Source organism: Silicimonas algicola (assembly GCF_003148765.1).
GTDB lineage: Bacteria > Pseudomonadota > Alphaproteobacteria > Rhodobacterales > Rhodobacteraceae > Silicimonas > Silicimonas algicola.
The window spans coordinates 213,580-234,139 of record NZ_QGGV01000004.1; the positions used below are offsets into that span (position 1 = coordinate 213,580).

The window sequence follows — 20,560 nt, forward strand, 5'->3', positions numbered from 1 at the left end:
GACGCGATCAGACCGCGTGTCGGAAACGTACCTCGACCGGACTGGAGGTCTGGACGCGGAAGATCGCCAAAGTCTCGCCGCCCTTCTGCGGTACGAAGCGGCAGGCCAGGTGGCGGCCATCCAGCATGGTGACGTTCGCTGTCCACTCCTCGCGATCATGCGAACGCTGTGCGTAGTCGCGGAAATCGCCCCAGGCCGGGCTCGGCTGGCTCAAGGCGTGCCAGCGCCGCATCACATCGCCGATTTCACGGCCGACAAGGCCGTCCGCACCATCGTCTCCCCAGAGGTCGCGGTAGGCGCGGTTGGTCAGCGCCAGGCGTCCCGCGGCCGAGAAGGCGGCAACGGCGTCATCCATCGCGTCGATGATGGCCTGCGACCGCTCCAATTCGGCACGGAAGCGGCGGGTAAGGGACATCTCGGCGCTGATGTCCTCGAACAACAGGGCAACCGCTCCGTCCGGATGCGGGCGACCGGTGACGTGGTACGTCTGGCCGTCCGGCAGCGACCAGGTTTCGCTGTAGGTGCCGTCGGCTGCAGCCGCCTCGAGTTCCGCGATGGACGTGCGCCACGAGCGATAGTCGCGCGGTTCCGGCATGACGCGGTTCTCCCGCAGCCGGTCGAGGAACCCGACGAGGCTGGGTTTGGACGTCAGGAAATCGGACGGCAGGTTCGTGAGGTCCAGAAGTGCTGGATTGAACAGGACAAGGCGACGCTCGCGGTCGAAGATGGCAAGTCCGGTGGCCAGTTCAGCAAATGTCTTGGTCAGGGTCTGGGTGAACTCGCGACGCCTGTTCTCGGAGCGGACGGCCTCGTCGGCCGGGATGGCGGTGCACAACAGGTCAGGGCCGACGGGGGCGACGTGACAGTCGTACCACGCTTCGTCGTGACCATTGGCATCATGGAGCGATATTCTCTGTCCGTCGCGAGAAAGGGCCGTCGTGCGCAGCGACGGAAAGAGCGTGGGCAGCGGCCAGACCTTGTGCGGCGCTCCCTGTGAGGTTTCGATCGCGGTCATGTAGGCTCGGTTGGCCCAGGTGATCTCGCCGTCCGCATTCTGCCGCCACAACAGGAAGGGCGCGGCGGCGGTATTGGCGCGAAGGGTCTCGAGCTCGGACTCGATGGCGCGCTGCACGTGGATGTCGTCACTGGAAGGCGTACCATCGACAATTTGTCTCAGTTTAAGACGTATCGATTCGCCGACAACATGGCGTGTGGCCTGAAGCCGCCCGTCTCGCGATTCGGCCGTGATGTCGCCTTCGCTGTCCGGTGGGGCGATCAGCCTGCCGGGATTGTCGAAGCCGCGGGTCAAAAGCAGCCTGAGCCTGTCGATTGCGGCGTCGGGTCCGTCGATATGGACAAGGGCGTGCCCGCCGGCAAAATTTGCGTCGGTGACGGCGCCATCGCGGATCAGGAACAGAAGGGGGGCCGCGTCGTGGTCACCCTTGATTGCACTTCGATTCGACAGGAATAAAAGAGCGGCATAGGCCGCGAGCCCGGCGCCAAGCACGTAGCCGGCCACGGTTACGATATTGAACAACAAGTGACTTCCCCCGGTAACGACGCGCCCAGACTGCGTGGCGATGGTTAACGGCTGGTTAACGCGGGGCAGACGAGGGAACGCTCACGCCTCGATGGGGCGGTTCTGACCGAGTGCCGCGCGCTCGGAATCCTCGGCGCGTGCGAAGGTCTGGCGTTTCCAGCGTGTTTCGACGACGGCGCCGGTCCTATTCCCCGCGCCCTCGTCTCGGTCGAGAGGGTCGCTTGCGTTGGCGAAGCTCAGTTCCGCGCCGGACCTTTCCAGAAGCGTCTTCGCTATGAAAAGCCCAAGTCCCATCCCTTCGTATGCCGGACGCCGAGGATCACGGCGGCGTTTCCGCACGAAAGGGTCGCCGATCCGGCTCATGACCTGTGGAGAGTACCCAAGTCCATCGTCCATGATCCGCACGGTGATGACGTCGTCGTCCCATTCGACGTCGATCCAGACTTCGGATCGCGCGAAATCGACGGCATTCTGCACCAGATTTCTCAGGCCGTGGATGATCTCGGGGCGCCGGTCCACGACGGGCTGTCGTCCGTCATCGTCGCCGAGGATGGCGTAGTGCAGGGTCTTGCCACGGTTGGCATGAGGTTCCGCCGCCTCCCGCACCACCGCACCGATCGGGGCGCGTCGCATGTGAAGGTCGTCCTTCCCGATTCGGCCCATGGACCTCAGGATGTCCCGGCAGCGGTCGGCCTGGTCGCGGATGAGGCGCGCGTCCTCCTGCAACTCGGGGTGTTGATCCAGTTCCTCAATCAGCTCTGCGCTGGCGAGCTTGATGGTGGCGAGCGGCGTGCCGAGTTCGTGCGCCGCCGCAGCGACCACACCGCCCAGGTCGGTCAGCTTCTGCTCTCGCGCCAGCGCCATTTGCGTCGCGGTCAGAGCCTGCGACATGGCGTGTACTTCGGACGTGACGCGGCCGGCATAGACGGACAGGAACAGGATGCCGATGACGATGGCGACCCAGAACCCCCAGACGAAGACCTTGGGCATCTGCATGACGAAACCGGTGGTCGTGACGAGCGGCACGTTCCAAAGGGCCAGCGCCGTGACGAGGGTGACCGATACGGCTGCGACGATTGCAGTCGTGCCGGGCCGCAGCGCCATTGCCGAAATGGCGACGGGGGCGAGGATCAGAAGCGCGAAGGGATTGTTGAGGCCGCCGGTCAGGGCAAGAAGAAAGGCAAGCTGGACGATGTCAAAGAGCAGCATCGCAGCAACCTCGAATTCGGCCAGCCGCTTGTTCTCGGGATAGATGAACACCGCCACGAGGTTCGCCACGATAGACGCGCCAATGGCAAGGAAACAAAGGCCTACGTCCAGGTTGAGCGCGAACAGACGCTGCGCGATAGTGATGGCGGCGAGCTGTCCGAAAATGGCGATCCACCGCAGCACGATCAGCGTGCGCAGGCGGACCCAGTCCGACCGTCGCAGGTGGGGCGCAAGCTCGGGATCGGCGGCGAATTCCGATTTCATGTCCGGCATCCTGCGCGCGCCGCGAGGCGGGATCAATCCGGAGAGACTGGTTTGACCGTATGTGTAGGGCAACCTAGAGTGCGCGACGCGAGGGAAGAGGGTGAACCATGAGCGAGTTCGAGGACATAGGTCCCGACAAGTCCCTGTTGATTGTCGATGACGACGAGCCGTTCCTGAAACGGCTTGCGCGGGCGATGGAGAAGCGGGGCTTCGAGGTCGAGACGGCCGAGACCGTCGCGGCGGGAACGGCCATCGCCTCGGCGCGTCCGCCGGCCTTCGCGGTTATCGATCTGCGGCTGGAGGACGGCAACGGGCTTGACGTTGTTGAGCGCATCCGGGAACGCAGGCAGGACGCGCGGATCGTTGTATTGACTGGCTATGGAGCCATCGCGACGGCTGTGGCTGCGGTCAAGATCGGGGCGACGGACTACCTCTCGAAGCCTGCCGACGCCAATGATGTCACGGCCGCGCTTCTGGCGCGGGGCGACAGCCTGCCGCCGCCGCCGGAGAACCCGATGAGTGCGGACCGGGTGCGGTGGGAGCATATCCAGAGGGTCTATGAACTGTGCGACCGCAACGTGTCCGAGACGGCACGGCGGCTGAACATGCACCGGCGGACGTTGCAGCGGATCCTGGCGAAACGGTCGCCGAAATAGCTTCGGTATCGCGTCGGTATCACGTCGGTATTGCGTCGGTGCGCCCGGCTTCCTCGAAGGTGCTCACCAGCCAGTCCAGGAACAGGCTCAACGCACGGCTGCGGGACCCCGAGCGGACGAGAGCGTAGTAGCTGGACTGGCGGCTGATCTCGACCGGGATGCGAACGACGCTGCCTTTCCGCAGCGCGTCGCGATAGACGATTTCGGATCCGTAGGCGGCGCCGATCCCCCGCAGGGTCGCCTGGAGCTCGAGACCGGGCGCGCCGATCTCCCGGATGCGCACGCCCGATAGCCCGGACTCGGCCAACACCTCGCGTTCCCACGGAGTATCCAAACCCAGCCAATCGGCGCTGTACCAGTCGGTGACACGCGCGGCGAGGGAGGGCGCGGCGACGGCGATGAACGGCGAGACCATCAGGGGGATCGCGCGCGGATCATCAGGCATGGGGCCGGTGGTGCTGCGGACGGCGACGTCGAAGCCCTCTGACTCGATGTCGATGACGCGGGCGGTCGGCGCGAAGGCGATCTCGATGCCCGGATGCTGACGCCAAAACTCGCCGATCGCCGGCAGGATCACGGCGTCTGTGATGAAGGTCGTGGTCGTGACGCGCAGACTGTCGCCCGTCGAGCGGCGCGCAAGGTCCACAGCGGTGGCGATGCGGCCGAAACCGGCCGAGGTGGCGTCGGCGAGGCGGCGGCCTGCCTCGGTCAGCTCGATCCCGCTCGGCGCACGCACCACGAGCGCGAGGCCAAGATCCTTCTCGAGAGCGCGAACCTGCTGGGCGATGGCGGCGTGGGTCACGTTCAACGACCGGGCGGCGGCGGAAAAGCTGTCGTGGCGCGCCGCAGCGTCGAAGGCGCGGAGCGCCGAGAGCGAGGGAAGGGACTTCCAGTCGAGGTCGGACATGTTAGCTGAGCTTACAACGCCGAATTCTTCCTGACTAGCTGGCAGGACGAGCCAGGGTGTATCCGGTGTGAAGAAGCATTCAGTAGAGTCACGATCATGCTACCCAACCTGACACCAAGAGAGACCCTGAGAGGGAGTGCGCGTTCCGACGAGCTGGAAGCTGCGCTTGCATCCGCACGCCTGCGTCAGGACATCTTGCCCGATGAGGAAACACCCGCACCCGCGCGTCGCCCAGCCTTCCGCCTTTTCGACTGGTTCAGGATGTCAGATCGAACCGCTTGAGCACCTTGTCGACAACCGTGCCGTCGGCCATCCGGTAGCCCTCGATCCGGCCGTAATCCTCGAACCCGCGGCTTTGATAGTAGGCGAGGCCGCCGATGTTGTCGGCGCGGATGTTGGCGTTGATCCAGCGGTAGCCAAGGTCGCGGGCCGCCGTTTGCGTCGCGCGGAAGAGGGCGGACCCGATGCCGAGGCCCGTCTTGCCGGGCTGTGCGAATGTGGCGATCTCGGCCGCCTCGGGCGGGAGGTAGCCGGCGGGTTCGATCCACTGGAAGCCCAGCACCTGACCGCCGTCGCTTTCGGCGACGTGCCATGCGGATCGGTCGTGCGTCATCCATCCCCCGATCTCGTCGGCCCTCACCGTTCCGGTCAGGGCGGTGGTGCCGCCGATCCGGATGACGTCGTTCAGGATTTCGGCCATTCCGCCGGCATGGAGACGGCCCGCCCGCGACACGATCACCTGCATTGCGCAATCAACTCCTCGTGCCGGGCGACGAAGGCTTGGCGCACGTCCCGTGGCGGGCGCAGCGTGACCTCGATGCCCTCCATCAGCTCCAGTCGGGAGGGTTTGAAATACCGGTCTGCCTCGGTCTTCGAGAAGCCCGCGATGCGCGTCGCTTCGAACCACGCCGACACGCGATCCGCCGCCTTGATCCGGGCCTTTTCGGCCTCGGGGGGATGAGCCGGAAGGCCGAACCTGATGTGGATGGCCGCCGCGAGACGCTTGTCGAGATCGGCATAGCCCGGACCGACGGCGGCCTTCACGGGAGAGATCATGTCGCCGATGACGTATTCGGGGGCGTCGTGGAGCAGCGCGAACAGCCGGTTCCGCGCCGACGCGTCGGGTTGCAGGCGACCGTAGATCTCTTCGACGAGCAAGGAATGCTCGGCGACGGAATAGGGGAAGTCGCCCCGGGTCTGGCCGTTCCAGCGCGCGACGAAGGCCAGGCCGTGGGCGATATCCTCGATCTCGATGTCGAAGGGCGTCGGATCGAGAAGGTCGAGTCGCCGTCCCGACAGCATCCGCTGCCAGGCGCGGGCTGGAGTCCTTGTCGTTGCCATGGGGGGATTTGCGATGGCGGCGCCGCCTTGGTCAAGCGCCGAAACAGTCCGCAAAAGACCGCAGTCTTTCCCTCATTCCGGCAAAGTTGCGCGTTTTCCTGACGGCGTATCGGTTCCGTGTCCGTCGGTCCATTCCACCGGGCGACAACAGGCGGTCCTTCGTGCGAGTGCTTCCAGGGGAGGTCACGCAACGCCTTCGGCTCCGCCGGAAAGGAAAGACCGATGCCCTGTTTGAAATCGCTGGCGGTCGCTGCCGCCTTTCTGCCCACAGTCCTTCATGCCCAGGTCAACTGCGCCTCGCGCGATCTTGTCGTCGACAAGCTGGCCGTGAAGTACGGCGAGGCCTTCGCCGGCGGCGGCCTGCAGAACACCCAGCACATCTTCGAGGTCTGGATGTCCGAGGAGAAAGGAACCTGGACCATCCTCATGACCCGCGCCGACGGGATGACCTGCGTCATGGCGTCGGGGACCAACTGGCGGGGCGGCGATCCGAGCGTAAAGACTCCGGCAGGCATACCAGGCTGACCTTGGTTGCCGGGCGAGGGGCCCGGTGCTAGATGACCCGCGAACCAGAACGGAGCGGGTCATGCCCAAGGATTACGTCGTCAAGGACATCTCTCTGGCCGGGTATGGCCGCAAGGAAATCGAAATCGCCGAGACCGAGATGCCGGGTCTCATGGCGCTGCGCGAGGAATACGGGACACGCCAGCCGCTGAACGGCGCGCGCATCGCCGGGTCGTTGCACATGACGATCCAGACCGCCGTGCTGATCGAGACGCTGAAGGCGCTGGGCGCCGATGTCCGCTGGGCGTCGTGCAACATCTTCTCGACCCAGGACCATGCCGCCGCGGCCATCGCCGAGAGCGGGACGCCGGTGTTCGCGATCAAGGGCGAGACGCTGGTCGACTACTGGGCCTACACCGACATGATCTTCCAGTTCCCCGAGGGCGGCGCGAACATGATCCTCGACGACGGGGGCGACGCGACGCTGTACATCCTGATGGGTGCGCGGGTCGAGGAGGGCGAGGACGACCTGATCGCCGTGCCGGCGAGCGAGGAGGAGGAGGCGCTGTTCGCGCAGATCCGCAAGCGGGCGAAGGAAAGCCCCGGCTGGTTCGTCAGGCAGCGCCACATGATCCAGGGCGTGTCGGAAGAGACGACGACCGGCGTTCATCGTCTCTACAAGATGATGGAGAAGGGCCACCTGCCGTTCCCGGCGTTCAACGTGAACGACAGCGTCACGAAGTCGAAGTTCGACAACAAGTACGGCTGCAAGGAATCGCTGGTGGACGGCATCCGCCGCGCGACCGACACGATGATGGCGGGCAAGGTCGCCGTGGTCTGCGGCTATGGCGACGTGGGCAAGGGCTCGGCGGCGTCGCTGCGCGGTGCGGGTGCGCGGGTGAAAGTGACCGAGGTCGACCCGATCTGCGCGCTTCAGGCGGCGATGGACGGCTACGAGGTGACGCTGCTGGAGGATGAGGTCGCTAGCGCCGACATCTTCATCACCACGACCGGCAACAAGGACGTCATCCGCATCGAGCACATGCGCGAGATGAAGAACATGGCGATCGTCGGCAACATCGGCCACTTCGACAACGAGATCCAGGTCGCCAGCCTGAAGAACCACAAGTGGACCAACATCAAGGACCAGGTGGACATGATCGAGATGCCCTCGGGCAACCGGATCATCCTTCTGTCCGAGGGGCGGCTTTTGAACCTGGGCAACGCGACGGGGCATCCGTCGTTCGTGATGTCGGCGAGTTTCACCAACCAGGTGCTGGCGCAAATCGAGCTTTGGACCAGGGGCGACGAATACCAGAACCAGGTCTACATCCTGCCGAAGCACCTGGACGAGAAGGTGGCGCGGCTGCACCTGGGGCGGATCGGGGCGAAGCTGACCGAGCTGAAGCCGGACCAAGCCGAGTACATCGGCGTCGCGCCCGAGGGACCGTTCAAGCCGGAGCATTACCGGTACTGACGGATCGGGGGCTCTGCCCCCGAACCCCCGGGATATTTCTTGACCGATGAAGACCTTAGCGGATCAGGATAGCCCTGAAATCGTTGACGTTCGTGCCGGTCGGACCGGGGGCGAAGATGTCGCCTGCGGCGTCGAAGGCGGTCCATGCATCGTGACCGGCGAGCAGGGCGCCGGGGTCGCGGCCGATCTTCCGCAGCCTTGTCCAGGTCGTCCCGTCCGCGAAGGCGCCGGCGTTGTCCTCGGACCCGTCGATGCCGTCGGTGTCGGCGGCCAGCGCCGAGACGGCCAGGCCTTCGATCCCGCCGGCGAACGCGAGGAGGAACTCGCTGTTGCGCCCGCCGCGTCCGCCGTCGCCTCGGATGGTGACCGTGGTCTCTCCGCCCGAAAGAATGACGACAGGGGTCTCGAACGGACGATTGCGGGTCGCGACCTCGCGCGCGATGGCGGCATGGACGCGGCCCACGTCGCGCGCCTCGCCCTCGATAGCGTCTGAGAGGATGACGGGGGTGATGCCTTCGGCACGGGCGGCGTCGGCGGCCGCCTCGAGCGAGAGAGCGGCGGAAGCGACGACCGTGACCGTATTGTGCGCGAAGACGGCATCGCCGGGGCGCGGAGCGTCTGGCGAAGTCTCGAGGAAGCGCGCGACGCGGTCGGGCAGGACGATGCCGTAGGTGGAGACGAGGCGCAGCGCGTCGGCGCGGGTCACGGCGTCGGGTACGGTCGGGCCGGAGGCGACCTGGGCCGGATCGTCGCCCGGCACGTCCGAGACCACGAGGCTGACGACACGAGCCGGATGCGCGGCCGCGGCGAGGCGTCCGCCCTTGATGCGGCTCACCTGCTTTCGGATCGCGTTCATCACGGAAATCGGAGCGCCGGAGGCCAGAAGCGCCTTGTTCAGTGACTGTTCGTCTTCGAGCGAGAGGCCTTCGGGCGGCGCGGGCAGGAGGGCAGAACCCCCGCCGCAGACGAGCGCCACGACGAGATCGTTCTTCGTAAGCCCGGACACGGCGGCGAGAAGCGCCTCGGTCGCCACAATACCGGCGGCATCGGGGACGGGGTGCGAGGCCTCGAGAACCCGGATGTGACGCGTCGCGCAGGCATAGCCGTAGCGCGTGACGACGACGCCTTCGAGCGGATCGCCCCAGAGGTCTTCCAAGGCGGCGGCCATCTGTGCCGCTCCCTTGCCGGCGCCGATGACAACGATGCGGCCTTTTGGGCGGTCCGGCAGATGCGGGCGCAGCGCCTCGAGCGGATCGGCGGCGCGGACGGCGGCGTCGAAAAGGCGGGTCAGGAAGGACTTGTCGTCGGGCGTCACGGGATCAGAACAACCCCAGGACCGCGCCCATGATGGCGCATCCAAGGGTCGCATAGCCACCATCGATCAGCGGGAGGGTGAATGGCCGGCCGGGGTAGGCGTTGTTGATCATGATCCAGGGCGAGATGAAGAAAAGCCCTATGCCGAGACCGCCGACCAGACCTGCGCCCACCGTGTCGATCCCGCTGGTGACGAAGGTGTGCCGCATCATTCCTGCGACAAGGATCATGGCGATGGCTGACAGGACGAAGGGCGTGGCGCTGCCGTTGCCCTTGGGACGGCCCGCGTCGTCGGTTTCGATCCCGACGGCGGCGATCCAGGGTTTCGAAAGCGCCATGTACCATGCCGCACCGACCGCGAAGCCCGCGGCAGCGGCGACGAGAACGGCCAGAATGCCCATGTCGGTGTCCCTCCCCAAGGCGTTCGGCCGGACTATGCCGGAGGCGCGGGCGCGTGACTACAGCTTTTCGGGCTCGAGTCCGGCCATGCCGCAGACGATCTTCCATTCCTCTTCGGTGACGGGCTGGACCGACAGGCGGGTGTTGTTGGCGAGGACCATGTTCTTCAGCCGAGGCTCGGCTTTGACGTCGTCGAGCGTGACCGGGGAACGTACAGGGCGCACCGCAACCACGTCGACGCAATCCCACCTGTCGTCGTCCGTGGTGCTGTCCGGATGCGATTCCGCCGTCACGCGCACGATGCCGACGACGGCCTTCTCGGTCTGCGAGTGGTAGAAGAAGCCAAGGTCGCCGGTCTTCATGGCGCGCATGTTGTTGCGGGCCTGGTAGTTGCGGACGCCGTCCCACTCCTGGCCGATATCGCCTTTTCCGACCTGGTCTTCCCAGCCCCAGGTCGAGGGTTCGGTCTTGAACAGCCAGTAGGCCACTGCGGTCATTCCTTTCGCATGGGACGCGCGAGAAGCGCGTCGGTCGCATCTATGACGCCCATGTCGCCGCGCGTCACGGCGGCGACGGCATGGGTGATCGGCATGTCGTCGGGCGTCGAGGTCTCGGCCAGTGCCTGCGCGGTCGCGACGCCTTCGACGGTGACGGACGAATCCAGCGTTTCTCCACGCCCCAGCGCGCAGCCGGCGGCGAAGTTGCGGGACTTGTCGGAGGTGGCGGTGAGGACCAGGTCGCCAAGGCCGGAGAGGCCGGCGAGGGTTTCGGGACGCCCGCCGCCGCGCACCGTGAACCGCGTCATTTCGGCGAAACCGCGCGCGATTAGCGCGGCGCGGGCGCTGTCGCCCAGGCCGGCGCCGATGGCCATGCCGGCCGCGAGCGCGATGACGTTCTTCAGTGCGCCGCCAAGTTCGGCGCCGGCCACGTCGTCGGTGCGGTAGACGCGCAGGGCGGGACGCGACAGCGCCGCCTGTTCGTCCTCGGTCACGTCCGGCATGGCGAGCACGAGGGCGGTCGGCAGCCCGCGCGCGATGTCGACGGCGAAGCTGGGGCCGGTGAGGATGCCGGCGCGCGTGCCGGGCAGGGTGTCGGTGACGACCGAGACGGGGCCGAGGCCCGTGCGACGCTCGATCCCCTTGGCGCAGGTGACGAGGCTGCGCGAGGCAAGGGTGTGCGCGTGGCGCTCGAGGAAGGCGCGGACGGTCTGGGCGGGGACGGTGAGGAGCGTGAGCTCGGCGTCGGGCATGTCAGAGGTGACGGCGAGGGACGGGGGCAGGTCGAGGCCGGGTAGGCGACGGCCGGTCCGGCGCGAGGCTGTCATGGCGCCGGCCTCCTCCGCGTCGCGAATCCACAGGGTGACCGGCGTGCCGTCTGCGGACAGGGTCAGGGCGAGGGCCGTTCCGAAAGCGCCGCCGCCGAGGATCGCGATGCTCATGCCTTTGCCCCCTTCTTGCCGCTGCCCAGAATGGCGGGGCGGCTGTCGTCAAGCGGCCAACGCGGGCGGGCGACGAGGGGGTCCATGCCCGGATGCCCGATGGCGAGAAGCTCGATCCCGGCCCAGGCGATCATGGCGGCGTTGTCGGTGCAGAGCGGCAGGGGAGGTGCGGTGAAGGCGACGCCCTTGTCGCGGGAAACAGTCTCTAAAGCGGCGCGAATGGCCCCGTTCGCGGCGACGCCGCCCGCGACGGCGATGGCAGGCGCAGAGGGAGACGTGGCGAGATAGGCGTCGATGGCGCGCGCAGCCTTCTGCGCCAGAACCTCGGCCACGGCGGCCTGAAAGCCGGCGCAGAGGTCGGCGCGGTCCTGGCGGGTGAGGCCGGACTTTTCGGCGACGATGCGGTCGCGTTCGCGCATCAGCGCGGTCTTGAGGCCCGAAAAGCTCATGTCGCAGCCGGGACGGCCCAGGAGGGGGCGGGGGAAGTCGAAGCGCTTCGGATCGCCTTGCGCGGCTTCGCGTTCGACATGGGGACCGCCGGGCTGCGGCAGGCCGAGGGCGCGGGCGGTCTTGTCGAACGCCTCGCCCGGGGCGTCGTCGATGGTGCCGCCGAGACGGGCGAAGTCGTCGGGGCCGTTGACGATCAGGAACTGGCAGTGCCCGCCCGAGACGAGAAGCATGAGGTAAGGAAAGGCCAGGTCGTCGGTCAGGCGCGGGGTGAGGGCGTGCCCGGCGAGGTGATTGACGCCGACGAGGGGCACGCCGGTCCCGGTGGCGAGGCCGCGCGCCAGCATGACGCCCGACAGGACGCCGCCGATCAGGCCCGGGCCGGCGGTGACGGCGATGGCATCGATCTCGGCGAGGGCGACGCCGGCCTCGGCGAGAGCGGCCTCGACGGCGTGGTCGAGCTTTTCAGTGTGGGCGCGGGCGGCGATCTCGGGGACGACGCCGCCGAAGGCTGCGTGCAGCCGCGACTGGTCGGCGACGACCGAGGACAGGATGCGGCGATCCGATGCGACGACGGCCGCGGCGGTGTCGTCGCAACTCGACTCGATCCCGAGGACCAGACTCGTCATGATGCGCTTCGCCCGACCATGACAGCGCAGGTAGCATCCGCCCATGCCCCAGACAAGCGAGGCCCCCGAGACGCCTGCCGGCGAGGCGACGCTTCTTCTGACGCGGCCCGAGGCGCAGTCCCAGGAATTCCTGGCCCTGTGCGAGGCGTTGGCCGGGCGGCTATTGCCTTGCGTCGTGTCCCCGGTCCTGGAGATCGTGGACCTGGGCGAGGTTCCCGACCTGACGCTCTTCCGGACGGTGATCGTGACATCCGGAAACGCGGTGCGGCGGCTTGGCCGTGCCCTGGCGGGGAGAGCGGTTGTCACCGTGGGAGAGCGGACGGCGGCGCTGGCGCGGGATCAGGGTGCCGATGCGCGCTGCCTAGGGCCAGACGTCGATGCGTTTCTCGAGAACATCGACGGCGTCGACGGACCGGCGGTCCATGCCCGAGGTGCCCACACACGCGGGGATCTGGCGGGACGCGCTGCGGCAAAGGGTCTGACGGTGGAGGAGGCGGTGGTCTATGACCAGGTGGCGCGGCCACTGTCGCGCGCGGCCAAGGCTCTGTTACAGGGGAAGTCGCCTGTCGTGATGCCGCTGTTCTCGCCGCGCTCTGCCGGGCTTCTGTCCGCGACGCCGATCGGGGCACCGCTTTTCGTCATCGCGATCAGCCAGGCCACGCGCGTCGCCTGGACCGGACCGGGGCGCGTCACCGTCGCCGAGACACCGACCGCAGAGGCGCTTTGTCGGGCCGTGACCGAGGCATTGTGACCCGTCGCCTTGTTGCCCTACGGTCCGCGCACTAAGATCAAGGAGTGCGAATGTCGGCGCGGGCCTTGCCGCGCAAAAGGAAGGTGAGCGCCGTGGCCAGACGTCCCAAGACACCTCGAACCGAAGATGCGACGGAGAAGGTGACCGAAGGCGACGCTATTGCGACACCCGAAACCTCCACCGACGAACCTGCGGAGACGGTCGAAATATCGGGACCGAGCGACGCGCCGTTCGTGATGCACGAGGAGCCGGACAGGACGCTGGAAGAGGCACCTTCCGACCAGGAGGTGCCTTCCGACAGTGTCGCGCCTTCCGAAACCGTCGACGCCGATCCTGTGGCTTCGGGAGCTACGTCCGAGGATGTTCCGCCTGAACCGGATCCTGTGACCACGCCATTGGCCGTGTCCACGCCGCCGCAACCCGTACAGGTTCAACGCGGACCCGGATTCGTGCCGCTCGTGCTGGGCGGTCTTGTGGCCGGGGCGATCGGCTATGGCGTCGCGAGCTACCTGCCGCCCGCCGAGCCCTTGGTCGATGGAGACCTGACGGCGCGGCTCGAGGCGAACGAAAGCGGCCTCGCCTCGCTCAGCGAGAGGGTCGACACCCTGCCCGAGCCGCAGGTTACCGACCTGTCCGACATCGACGCGCGCGTGGGCGAGATCGAGGCGCGGCTGATCGAGGCGGCCGGAGACGATAGCACGGACGCGTTGGACGGACGGCTGACTTCTCTCGAAGACGCGCTGGCAGGCCTGGAGAATCGGCTCGCCGCGCTGGAGGAAACCGTGGCCCAAAACACGGGTCCCGGCGCGCTGGAGGGTGCCGCAGAGGATCAACTCGCCGACTTCCGGGCCGAGCTGGACGCGCTGGCCGCCGACGCCGAGGCCCGCATCGAGGAGGCGAACTCGCGCGCCTCGCAGATTGAGGCAGACGCCGCCGACGCCGCCGCCCGGGCCGAGCGTCAGGCGGCACTGTCGCAACTGCGGACGGCCGTCGAAGGCGGTGCGCCTTTCGCCGACGCGCTGTCGCAATTCGCCGACGCGCCCGAGCCACTCACCAGTGCCGCCGAGACGGGCGTGCCGACGCTGACCCAGTTGCAGCAGACCTTTCCCGAGGCCGCGCGCGACGCGCTGGCCGCGGTGCAGACCGTGCCGCAGGACGCCTCGGCCGGGGACCGTTTCGTGGCGTTCCTGAAGCGGCAGACCAACGCCAGGTCGCTGGCCCCCAAGCAGGGCGACGATCCCGATGCCGTGCTGTCCCGCGCCGAGGCGGCGCTGAACGAAGGGCGGCTGGCAGACACGCTGACCGTGCTGGACGCATTGCCCCCCGAAGTGCAGGAGGCCATGAACGACTGGCTGACGCAGGCGCGGGCACGGACCGGCGCGCTGGCCGCGCTTGACGACCTTTCCGCCATGACGAATTGAGTGCTGCCGATGCTTTGGTCCCTTCTCAAGATCATCCTCTTCCTCCTCCTCGTCGCTGCGGCGGCCTGGGGCGCGGGCGTTCTGCTCCAGACCGACGGCGGGGTGCGCCTGTCGGTGGCGGGCACCGAATTCACGCTCGGACCGCTGGAATCGGTTGTGGCACTTCTGGTGCTGATGCTGGCGCTCTGGATCGTGATGAAGGTGGTCGGTCTCCTCGTCGCCTTCATCCGCTTCGCGAGCGGCGACAAGACCGCGATCGACCGCTACTTCGACCGGCGGCGCGAGCGCAAGGGCTTCGACGCGCTGGCCGACGGCATGATGGCGCTGGCTTCCGGCGAGTCGCGCCTGGCCCTGACCAAGGCGCAGAAGGCCGAGCGTCTTCTGGGCCGACCCGATCTGACCACGCTCCTGACGGCGCAGGCGGCCGAGCAGGCGGGCGACCGCGCCCGGGCCGAGGCGGCGTACAAGCAGCTTCTGTCCGAGGACCGCACCCGCTTCGTGGGTGTGCGCGGCCTGATGAAGCAGAAGCTGGCCGACGGCGACACGGCGACCGCGATGAAGCTGGCCGAGAAGGCCTTCGCGCTGAAGCCGCGGCATGAGGAGACGCAGGACGTCCTGCTGAGGCTTCAGGCCGGGGCGCACGACTGGACCGGCGCGCGCCGGACGCTGGGCGCGAAGCTGAAGCACGGCAACCTCCCGCGCGACGTCCACAAGCGGCGCGACGCGGTACTGGCGCTTGGCGAGGCGAGAGAGATCCTCGACCATGACAGCCCAATCGAAGCGCGCGAGGCCGCCATCGAGGCGAACCGGCTGTCGCCCGACCTGATTCCGGCGGCCGTCATGGCCTCGGACGGCTATGTGGCGCAGGGTAGACCCAAGAACGCCGTCCGCGTGCTGAAGAAGGCGTGGTCGGTGCATCCGCACCCCGACCTGGCCGCCGCCTTTGCGCGGATCGAACCGGGCGAAACGCCTCAGCAGCGCGTCCAGCGTTTCACCGTTCTGACGACCATCGAACCCGATCATCCCGAGACGCGGATGCTGAAGGCTGAGCTGTGCCTCGCGGCAGAGGACTTCCCCGGCGCCCGCGCGGCCTTGGGCGATCTGGCCGAGACCGATCCCACGTCGCGCACGTTGGCGATCATGGCCGCCATCGAGCGCGGCTCGGGCGCGGATGACGCGCTGGTGAAGGGCTGGCTCGCACGGGCGCTGACCGCTCCGCGCGGCCCGCAATGGGTTTGCGACAACTGCCACAAGTCGCATGCGTCCTGGGCGCCGGTCTGCGATAGCTGCGGCGGATTTGACACGCTGTCGTGGCGCCGTCCGGACGACACCTCGGTCCAGCTTCCCGCGGGGGCGGAGATGCTGCCGCTGATCGTGGGACAGATCTCGCCGCCGGCAAAGGAGAGCTTTCTCGAGGTAGCGGAAACACACGCCCACGACGTCGACACGGATGAGACGGAGGTGGAAGACGTAGTGACGAAGCCCGCGCCGTCTGCCGTCAACGCCGATGCGCCGCCAGCCGATTACGTCGCGGTCGACGATGGAGACGAGCGCGTAAAAGACGCAAAATAGGTCTACCCGCCCGCGGGAAACCCTGCTATCAGGCCCGCCGGAACGCCGCTGTAGCTCAGCTGGTAGAGCACGTCATTCGTAATGATGGGGTCGGGGGTTCGAGTCCCTTCAGCGGCACCAATACACCACAGAAGTATGAGTGAAAACAATGGGATAGGCGTTTTCCTATCTTTTGTATCCACCTACCTGTCCACTCTAACGGTCCGCGAACTGGCCACATCTCCCCTCAGATGATCATGAATGACCGGGCAGCGAGCGGGGGCTGCCGCGATAGGGCGGGTCTGCCGGAAGAAACCTTGGGAGGTTTTGCGTCGCTAGCCAAGGACGCTGGGAGCTACTTCAAAAGTATCGTTCAACCGCCAATGCGGATTACACGGTTGCTTGTTGACCGGCGCGTCGATTTGTCAACTGTCTCGCGGAGCCTTCTAGTTCATACAGCGGACCCTCCGGACCAGACTTTAACGGCGAGGCGAACTGCGTGGCGAAGCTCAGACGTGGGAGACTGGACGGCGCCTTTTCGGTCTATTTGCTGCTGGGGGTTGGTCTTCTGCTCCCCGCACTTGCCGTCGTTTTCATGCTGCTCTATTCCCAGATGAATGATCAGGCTGGCGACGCACGCCAGCGCGCTGTACGGGCGGCCGACACACTCGTGCTTTTGTCCGATGCACGGGCCGCTAGTGACTTGGCCGCGCTGCGGCTCCTCGTTCAATCACAAACGTTTAGGAGCGCTGACCTCGCATCTGGCGCCCGTCGTGCGCGAGAAGCGGTAGAACTGGTTCCGGGTTGGCAGGCGCTTCTTCTGACGGAGCGCTCCACGGGAATGAGCCTTTACTTCGCGACGACTGACACCATCGAGTATTCCCCGCAGGAGTCCTGGACTATCGAGGTAGGCGACGAGGGCTGGGCGTATGGGGGCATTGAACGTGAGGGTCACCATTGCCCTTGCGTCACCGTCACATCGGAAGTGCCCGGCGACGGCCAGCACCTGCTCACTGTCTTCATCTCTCCGCTGGTCTATCAAGAAATGCTCATGAAGTGGGTACCGCAAGGAGCGGTAGCAGCAATCGTGGACCGGGAGGGTGAGTTCATCGCTCGCTCCATCGACTACTCGAACCGAGTCGGAACGCCCGGAACATCCTACGTGCTTGATGCGGTCGCAAAGGGTGGCCGCGGTATCTATGCGGGGACCACCTACGAGGGGCTAACAAACTACACCGCCTACGCGACGTCGGAGCTTGCCGGATGGTCCAGCCACATCGCGATCAGCAGTGCGCTGCTGGACCGTCCTTTGCAGAGGGCCGCTGCGGTCATCACCTTTGGCCTGTTGGCTGCAATCCTGGCAGGTCTTGGGCTGTTCGTATTGGCGGCACGCGAAGTTGTCCGAAGGCGGAAGAACGAAGAGCATCTTCTGAACCTCCAGCGTTCAGAGGCGGTCGCGCAATTTACAGCGACCCTCGTCCACGACTTCCGCAACGTGATTTCTTCGCTTCAGTCGGGCCTGAACCTTATCAAGCGCAAGACGAGGAACGACGAAATCAAGTCGTATGTCGCGCTGATCGAGGAATCGGTGTCGAAGGCAACGCGCCTTGCCAACCAGCTTCTGAGCCTGTCTCACGGAAAGGACACCGAACTTGAATCGGTCGATGTCAGCGAGATGCTGGACGGTCTTCGGTACCTTCTCGAGCAGGCTGCTGGTGACGGCGTCGCCCTGTCGATTGGTGAGATGGAAAGCCACCTGGCCGTGGTCGCCAACAGAGATCAGCTTGAGCTTGCACTTCTCAACCTTGTGGTTAACGCCCGGGAAGCATTGGAAGGACAAGGGCGAATTTCCATAGAAGTTTCGTCGGTCGGTGACCGTGCCGAGATTGTCGTGTCCGACAACGGCCCTGGCGTCTCGGCAAAGCTGCAGCGAACTCTTTTCCAGCCTTTCATTACGGACAAGCCGCAAGGTACAGGTTTGGGGTTGGCACAAGTGGCTGGTATGGCGCGCAATGCCGGGGGCGAGGTTGCCCTGGAGAACGTCTCCGAGGGTGGGGCTCGCTTCGTGATAAGACTCAACAAGGCCAGGACCGTCGAGAAAGCGCGTGGGCCTGACTTCCAGGCGGAATAGTCGACGAAACCAAAAGCGAACCTATCTCCTTCGTGAGGACGACATCATCTCAGCCTCTGAGGTGTCATGGTCATGCTACCGAAGGCTTCTCTTCTCGCGTTCGCGGCTGCGCTGTCCGCTTCGCCTGCATCTGCAATCGAGCACTGCGAACCGCGTCGAAATGTGACCTGCGTCGTCGACGGAGCCACCGTCTGGCTCCAGGGTGAGCTTTTCCGGTTCCAGGGCTACGACGTTCCCCGACTCGAAGGTGACCTCTGTGGCGGTAACAAAGAAGCAGCGCTCGGGAAGAAGGCTGCCAACCGATTGCTGAGAATACTGAACAGCGGAGGGCTCTTCATGCACAGGGTTGGTGAGGACGAGGAAGGGAGAACCCTTGCAAAGCTTTACATCAGCGGCAGGGACGTCGGAGAAATCATGGTCGCGGCAGGTCTGGCACGCAGGGTGCCGGACGGTCGGAAGTTCTGGTGTGAATAACGCGGAAGTCGGACCGGTCTGTGCGGATAAATCCCGAGTATTAGGACAATCGCCGCCTTCTTAAAGTGCAGTCGTGATGTAGGCTGCTCCCACTACTCATTTGGAGAATCACGTGAAACTGAGAAATTTTGGCGCAATAGGTCTCGTCATTTCACTTGCCGCATGCGGCGGCGGAAGTGGTGGAGGCGGAGCGGAAACCTTTGATCAGCTTGCCTCACGAGGCAATGGTCTCATCGCTGAGTATTGGGAGACAAGCCTCACCGAAACGATGCCTGCGAGTGGGACAGCCAACTACCGAGGGATCGCTGCCCATAGCTCTTTCTACACGAACCCCGAGGATATCGTCGCTGACCCCGACAGCCTTTCCAACGTCGAAGTCACGGCCAATTTCTCGACAAGCAGTATGGGCGGCGTCACGAACAATTTCCGGGTTCCCGGCAACAGCTACCCGATTTCGGGTTCCTTAGCGATAACCAATGGCATCATCTCGGGGAGTGAGTTTATCGCAGATGTTTCGGGCACTCTCACTGAAGACGGTATCCCGGTGATGTACGACGGCATAGTTGCCGGAGGTTTCCTTGGCACTGGTGCTCAGGCTTTGGCCGGTTTCGGCATAACCGACGCGACTGTTGCTGGGCTGGGCACTTTCGAAGTCAACTCGGTGTTCATAGCAGAGCAGTAAGAATGGACCGAGGCGTCGGCATTGCGGTCGGCGCCCGGTTCCCACTTGCCTGAGCAGTAGTGGCGCCTATGCCGCGGCTGCCATAGGGATGCCGGAGCGCCGCATGGAAGTGGCTAGCAACTCTGAAATCTGAGGCCCTACGAAACCGGTTTCGGTGAAGAACTCCAGTTCCTCTTCCAGGATGGCGAGAGAAGCGGCAGACAGTTTTCCCACAGCGGAAGTGAGAGTGGCGGAGGTCGCCGCATCACCGAACTGAGCCAGCCGCCACGCAGCAGCCGAACGAAAGTATCCAGGGAACATACTCAACCAACTGTTCTAAGAAGCTGTGCGGGCCAGGGGTGACGCTCCCCTGGCCCCGCCAGTTTCACTCGTTAACGCACACACACACAATCGAACTCGGTCCGACAAAGCCAAGATGGGGCACAACGCGATTCCGGGCAATTCCACAACTTTTTGACCTGATGGCGTTAAAATTCACGTGGCGTTGGATGACGTATCACCCATTAAGCCAGCGGGTTGCCCTCAGGTGCCTCCGCTGTGAGCCCTCATCATCCTCGCGCCACGACAAGTTTCGGTTCGCCCGGAAAGCTCCTGATATCGAACCCCTTGAAGCCGGTGCCGTCGCCGTTGAGCCTGTTCCCGCCGCCTGTCATCGCCCCGATCAGGAATAACAAACGAGGGCCCACGCGTACAAAATCTCCAGGTCGCGCGTCTGATACACGGGTTTCTTCTCGATTGGACATACCGCGTGCCATACCCCGTTACGATGTCTCAAGCGCACGCCGTGCCTTTGAAGATGGTGACGGCAACGCATCTCGACACTCGCTGTCTCCCGCGCGTCCTGAAGCACCGCCGAGACGGAACGTTTGTATTTGATCCTCCCCAGTTCATCTGGAGACGCTCCACCGCTACTCACCTCACGCAAGGCGTAGCGAAACCCGCTTCTCGTGTTGCCGCCTGCGCTTCGGTACACGGTGACATAAGTCCGATCAGCCAAACGGGCCAAGGCTCGCGAGATACTGGCGTATCGAGATGGCGTCCGCTCATCGCAGAACGCGTCGAGAATGTCCCCGGTTCGCGCCAGATGTCCGTAAAAGGCGCAGCCTTCTTCGTCCACTTCAGGTTGCCGTGGATACCCTGACAGAACCTCAAGAATGGCTTTCTGCTGCGGACTTAGTCCGCGCCTCAATTGGGGAACACGAAGAGCCATGGACAGGGGACGCCCTTTCGAAAGTGCCCTCGGCTTCGCAGCCTCACTTCCTCCACTTGATGGCCCCCGTCTCTGCGGTGGGGCAACCTCTGCAGGGTCAATAGCAACTCCGAGCCGCCCTGAAGAAGCAACTTTGCAACAGAGGTCCGGTCGAAAGGAAGTGGCCGGACGCTCCCCTAGAGCAGTCCGACCAGACCGTTTCGCATAGTAGTCTC

19 protein-coding genes and 1 tRNA gene are annotated in these 20,560 nt (G+C 65.4%); 10 read left to right on the forward strand and 10 right to left on the reverse strand.

Annotated elements, in window-relative coordinates:
* Positions 1-7: 7 nt before the first annotated feature.
* Together C8D95_RS10955 and regB are read right to left on the reverse strand one after the other, a co-directional pair.
* Positions 8-1,537 (reverse strand): PAS-domain containing protein, encoded by a 1,530-nt coding sequence (locus C8D95_RS10955; RefSeq protein WP_109759225.1) that lies wholly within the window; start codon positions 1,535-1,537, stop codon positions 8-10.
* 84 nt (positions 1,538-1,621) lie between these two features.
* On the reverse strand, positions 1,622-3,013 hold the full coding sequence (gene regB / locus C8D95_RS10960) for a sensor histidine kinase RegB (RefSeq protein WP_109759226.1): 1,392 nt from the start codon (positions 3,011-3,013) through the stop codon (positions 1,622-1,624).
* 107 nt (positions 3,014-3,120) lie between these two features.
* Here regB and C8D95_RS10965 point away from each other — a divergent pair, with 107 nt between their 5' ends.
* Positions 3,121-3,669, forward strand: coding sequence for an ActR/PrrA/RegA family redox response regulator transcription factor (locus C8D95_RS10965; protein WP_109759227.1), 549 nt, complete (start codon positions 3,121-3,123; stop codon positions 3,667-3,669).
* 19 nt (positions 3,670-3,688) lie between these two features.
* On the opposite strand, the gene C8D95_RS10970 is transcribed toward C8D95_RS10965, so the two are convergent.
* The 3 genes from C8D95_RS10970 to C8D95_RS10980 all read right to left on the reverse strand — a co-directional run bounded on the left by C8D95_RS10970 (position 3,689) and on the right by C8D95_RS10980 (position 5,917).
* Positions 3,689-4,576, reverse strand: coding sequence for a LysR substrate-binding domain-containing protein (locus tag C8D95_RS10970; RefSeq protein WP_109759228.1), 888 nt, complete (start codon positions 4,574-4,576; stop codon positions 3,689-3,691).
* Positions 4,577-4,832: 256 nt separating this feature from the next.
* Positions 4,833-5,321, reverse strand: a complete 489-nt coding sequence (locus C8D95_RS10975) for a GNAT family N-acetyltransferase (RefSeq protein ID WP_109759229.1) — start codon at positions 5,319-5,321, stop codon at positions 4,833-4,835.
* Complete coding sequence (locus C8D95_RS10980; RefSeq protein ID WP_109759230.1) at positions 5,312-5,917, reverse strand: HD domain-containing protein; 606 nt, start codon at positions 5,915-5,917, stop codon at positions 5,312-5,314. The genes C8D95_RS10975 and C8D95_RS10980 overlap by 10 nt, the downstream gene beginning before the upstream one ends.
* Positions 5,918-6,139: 222 nt before the next feature.
* On the opposite strand from C8D95_RS10980, the gene C8D95_RS10985 reads away from it, so the two are divergent.
* Both C8D95_RS10985 and ahcY read left to right on the forward strand, forming a co-directional pair.
* Positions 6,140-6,442, forward strand: coding sequence for a hypothetical protein (locus tag C8D95_RS10985; RefSeq protein ID WP_109759231.1), 303 nt, complete (start codon positions 6,140-6,142; stop codon positions 6,440-6,442).
* Between the two features lie 61 nt (positions 6,443-6,503).
* Positions 6,504-7,898 (forward strand): adenosylhomocysteinase, encoded by a 1,395-nt coding sequence (ahcY, locus tag C8D95_RS10990; protein ID WP_109759232.1) that lies wholly within the window; start codon positions 6,504-6,506, stop codon positions 7,896-7,898.
* A gap of 55 nt (positions 7,899-7,953) precedes the next feature.
* Here the strand turns inward: ahcY and C8D95_RS10995 are convergent, their stop codons facing one another.
* The 5 genes from C8D95_RS10995 to tsaD are packed head-to-tail and all read right to left on the reverse strand — an operon-like array spanning position 7,954 to position 12,125.
* The gene (locus tag C8D95_RS10995; protein ID WP_109759233.1) at positions 7,954-9,213 is read right to left on the reverse strand and encodes a glycerate kinase type-2 family protein; all 1,260 of its coding nucleotides are present in this window, start codon (positions 9,211-9,213) and stop codon (positions 7,954-7,956) included.
* Positions 9,214-9,217: 4 nt separating this feature from the next.
* Positions 9,218-9,613, reverse strand: coding sequence for a DUF1761 domain-containing protein (locus tag C8D95_RS11000; protein WP_109759234.1), 396 nt, complete (start codon positions 9,611-9,613; stop codon positions 9,218-9,220).
* Between the two features lie 57 nt (positions 9,614-9,670).
* A complete protein-coding gene (locus tag C8D95_RS11005) occupies positions 9,671-10,099 on the reverse strand; it encodes an EVE domain-containing protein (protein ID WP_109759373.1) in 429 nt (142 codons plus the stop codon).
* Positions 10,100-10,104: 5 nt separating this feature from the next.
* A complete protein-coding gene (locus tag C8D95_RS11010; RefSeq protein WP_109759235.1) occupies positions 10,105-11,049 on the reverse strand; it encodes an NAD(P)H-dependent glycerol-3-phosphate dehydrogenase in 945 nt (314 codons plus the stop codon).
* Positions 11,046-12,125: a tRNA (adenosine(37)-N6)-threonylcarbamoyltransferase complex transferase subunit TsaD gene (tsaD, locus tag C8D95_RS11015; RefSeq protein ID WP_109759374.1), complete on the reverse strand. Its 1,080-nt coding sequence runs from the start codon at positions 12,123-12,125 to the stop codon at positions 11,046-11,048. Before tsaD ends, C8D95_RS11010 begins: the two co-directional genes overlap by 4 nt.
* 43 nt (positions 12,126-12,168) lie before the next feature.
* Between tsaD and C8D95_RS11020 the strand changes: the two genes are divergently transcribed.
* From C8D95_RS11020 to C8D95_RS11050, 7 genes are all read left to right on the forward strand, one after another.
* Positions 12,169-12,876: a uroporphyrinogen-III synthase gene (locus C8D95_RS11020; RefSeq protein ID WP_109759236.1), complete on the forward strand. Its 708-nt coding sequence runs from the start codon at positions 12,169-12,171 to the stop codon at positions 12,874-12,876.
* 92 nt (positions 12,877-12,968) lie between these two features.
* Entirely contained in the window at positions 12,969-14,297 is a 1,329-nt protein-coding gene (locus C8D95_RS11025) for a COG4223 family protein (RefSeq protein ID WP_126918623.1), read from the forward strand.
* Positions 14,298-14,306: 9 nt separating this feature from the next.
* Positions 14,307-15,869, forward strand: a complete 1,563-nt coding sequence (locus tag C8D95_RS11030) for a heme biosynthesis protein HemY (protein ID WP_109759375.1) — start codon at positions 14,307-14,309, stop codon at positions 15,867-15,869.
* A 44-nt stretch (positions 15,870-15,913) separates the two neighbouring features.
* Positions 15,914-15,989 (forward strand) — tRNA-Thr (locus C8D95_RS11035).
* Between the two features lie 358 nt (positions 15,990-16,347).
* Positions 16,348-17,979: a sensor histidine kinase gene (locus C8D95_RS11040; RefSeq protein ID WP_109759238.1), complete on the forward strand. Its 1,632-nt coding sequence runs from the start codon at positions 16,348-16,350 to the stop codon at positions 17,977-17,979.
* A gap of 72 nt (positions 17,980-18,051) precedes the next feature.
* Positions 18,052-18,453 (forward strand): thermonuclease family protein, encoded by a 402-nt coding sequence (locus C8D95_RS11045; RefSeq protein ID WP_164721781.1) that lies wholly within the window; start codon positions 18,052-18,054, stop codon positions 18,451-18,453.
* 112 nt (positions 18,454-18,565) lie between these two features.
* Positions 18,566-19,135 carry a transferrin-binding protein-like solute binding protein gene (locus C8D95_RS11050; RefSeq protein ID WP_126918624.1) on the forward strand — a complete coding sequence of 190 codons (570 nt, stop codon included), beginning with the start codon at positions 18,566-18,568 and terminating at the stop codon, positions 19,133-19,135.
* Positions 19,136-20,560: the final 1,425 nt, after the last annotated feature.

Coding starts and splice junctions, on each gene's coding strand:
- C8D95_RS11045 (WP_164721781.1), top strand. CDS start 18,052: ATGCTACCGAAGGCTTCTCTTCTCGCGTTCGCGGCTGCGCTGTCCGCT.
- C8D95_RS10965 (WP_109759227.1), top strand. CDS start 3,121: ATGAGCGAGTTCGAGGACATAGGTCCCGACAAGTCCCTGTTGATTGTC.
- C8D95_RS11000 (WP_109759234.1), bottom strand. CDS start 9,613: ATGGGCATTCTGGCCGTTCTCGTCGCCGCTGCCGCGGGCTTCGCGGTC.
- C8D95_RS10985 (WP_109759231.1), top strand. CDS start 6,140: ATGCCCTGTTTGAAATCGCTGGCGGTCGCTGCCGCCTTTCTGCCCACA.
- C8D95_RS10975 (WP_109759229.1), bottom strand. CDS start 5,321: ATGCAGGTGATCGTGTCGCGGGCGGGCCGTCTCCATGCCGGCGGAATG.
- tsaD (WP_109759374.1), bottom strand. CDS start 12,125: ATGACGAGTCTGGTCCTCGGGATCGAGTCGAGTTGCGACGACACCGCC.
- C8D95_RS10970 (WP_109759228.1), bottom strand. CDS start 4,576: ATGTCCGACCTCGACTGGAAGTCCCTTCCCTCGCTCTCGGCGCTCCGC.
- C8D95_RS11010 (WP_109759235.1), bottom strand. CDS start 11,049: ATGAGCATCGCGATCCTCGGCGGCGGCGCTTTCGGAACGGCCCTCGCC.
- C8D95_RS10980 (WP_109759230.1), bottom strand. CDS start 5,917: ATGGCAACGACAAGGACTCCAGCCCGCGCCTGGCAGCGGATGCTGTCG.
- C8D95_RS11020 (WP_109759236.1), top strand. CDS start 12,169: ATGCCCCAGACAAGCGAGGCCCCCGAGACGCCTGCCGGCGAGGCGACG.
- ahcY (WP_109759232.1), top strand. CDS start 6,504: ATGCCCAAGGATTACGTCGTCAAGGACATCTCTCTGGCCGGGTATGGC.
- C8D95_RS11030 (WP_109759375.1), top strand. CDS start 14,307: ATGCTTTGGTCCCTTCTCAAGATCATCCTCTTCCTCCTCCTCGTCGCT.
- regB (WP_109759226.1), bottom strand. CDS start 3,013: ATGAAATCGGAATTCGCCGCCGATCCCGAGCTTGCGCCCCACCTGCGA.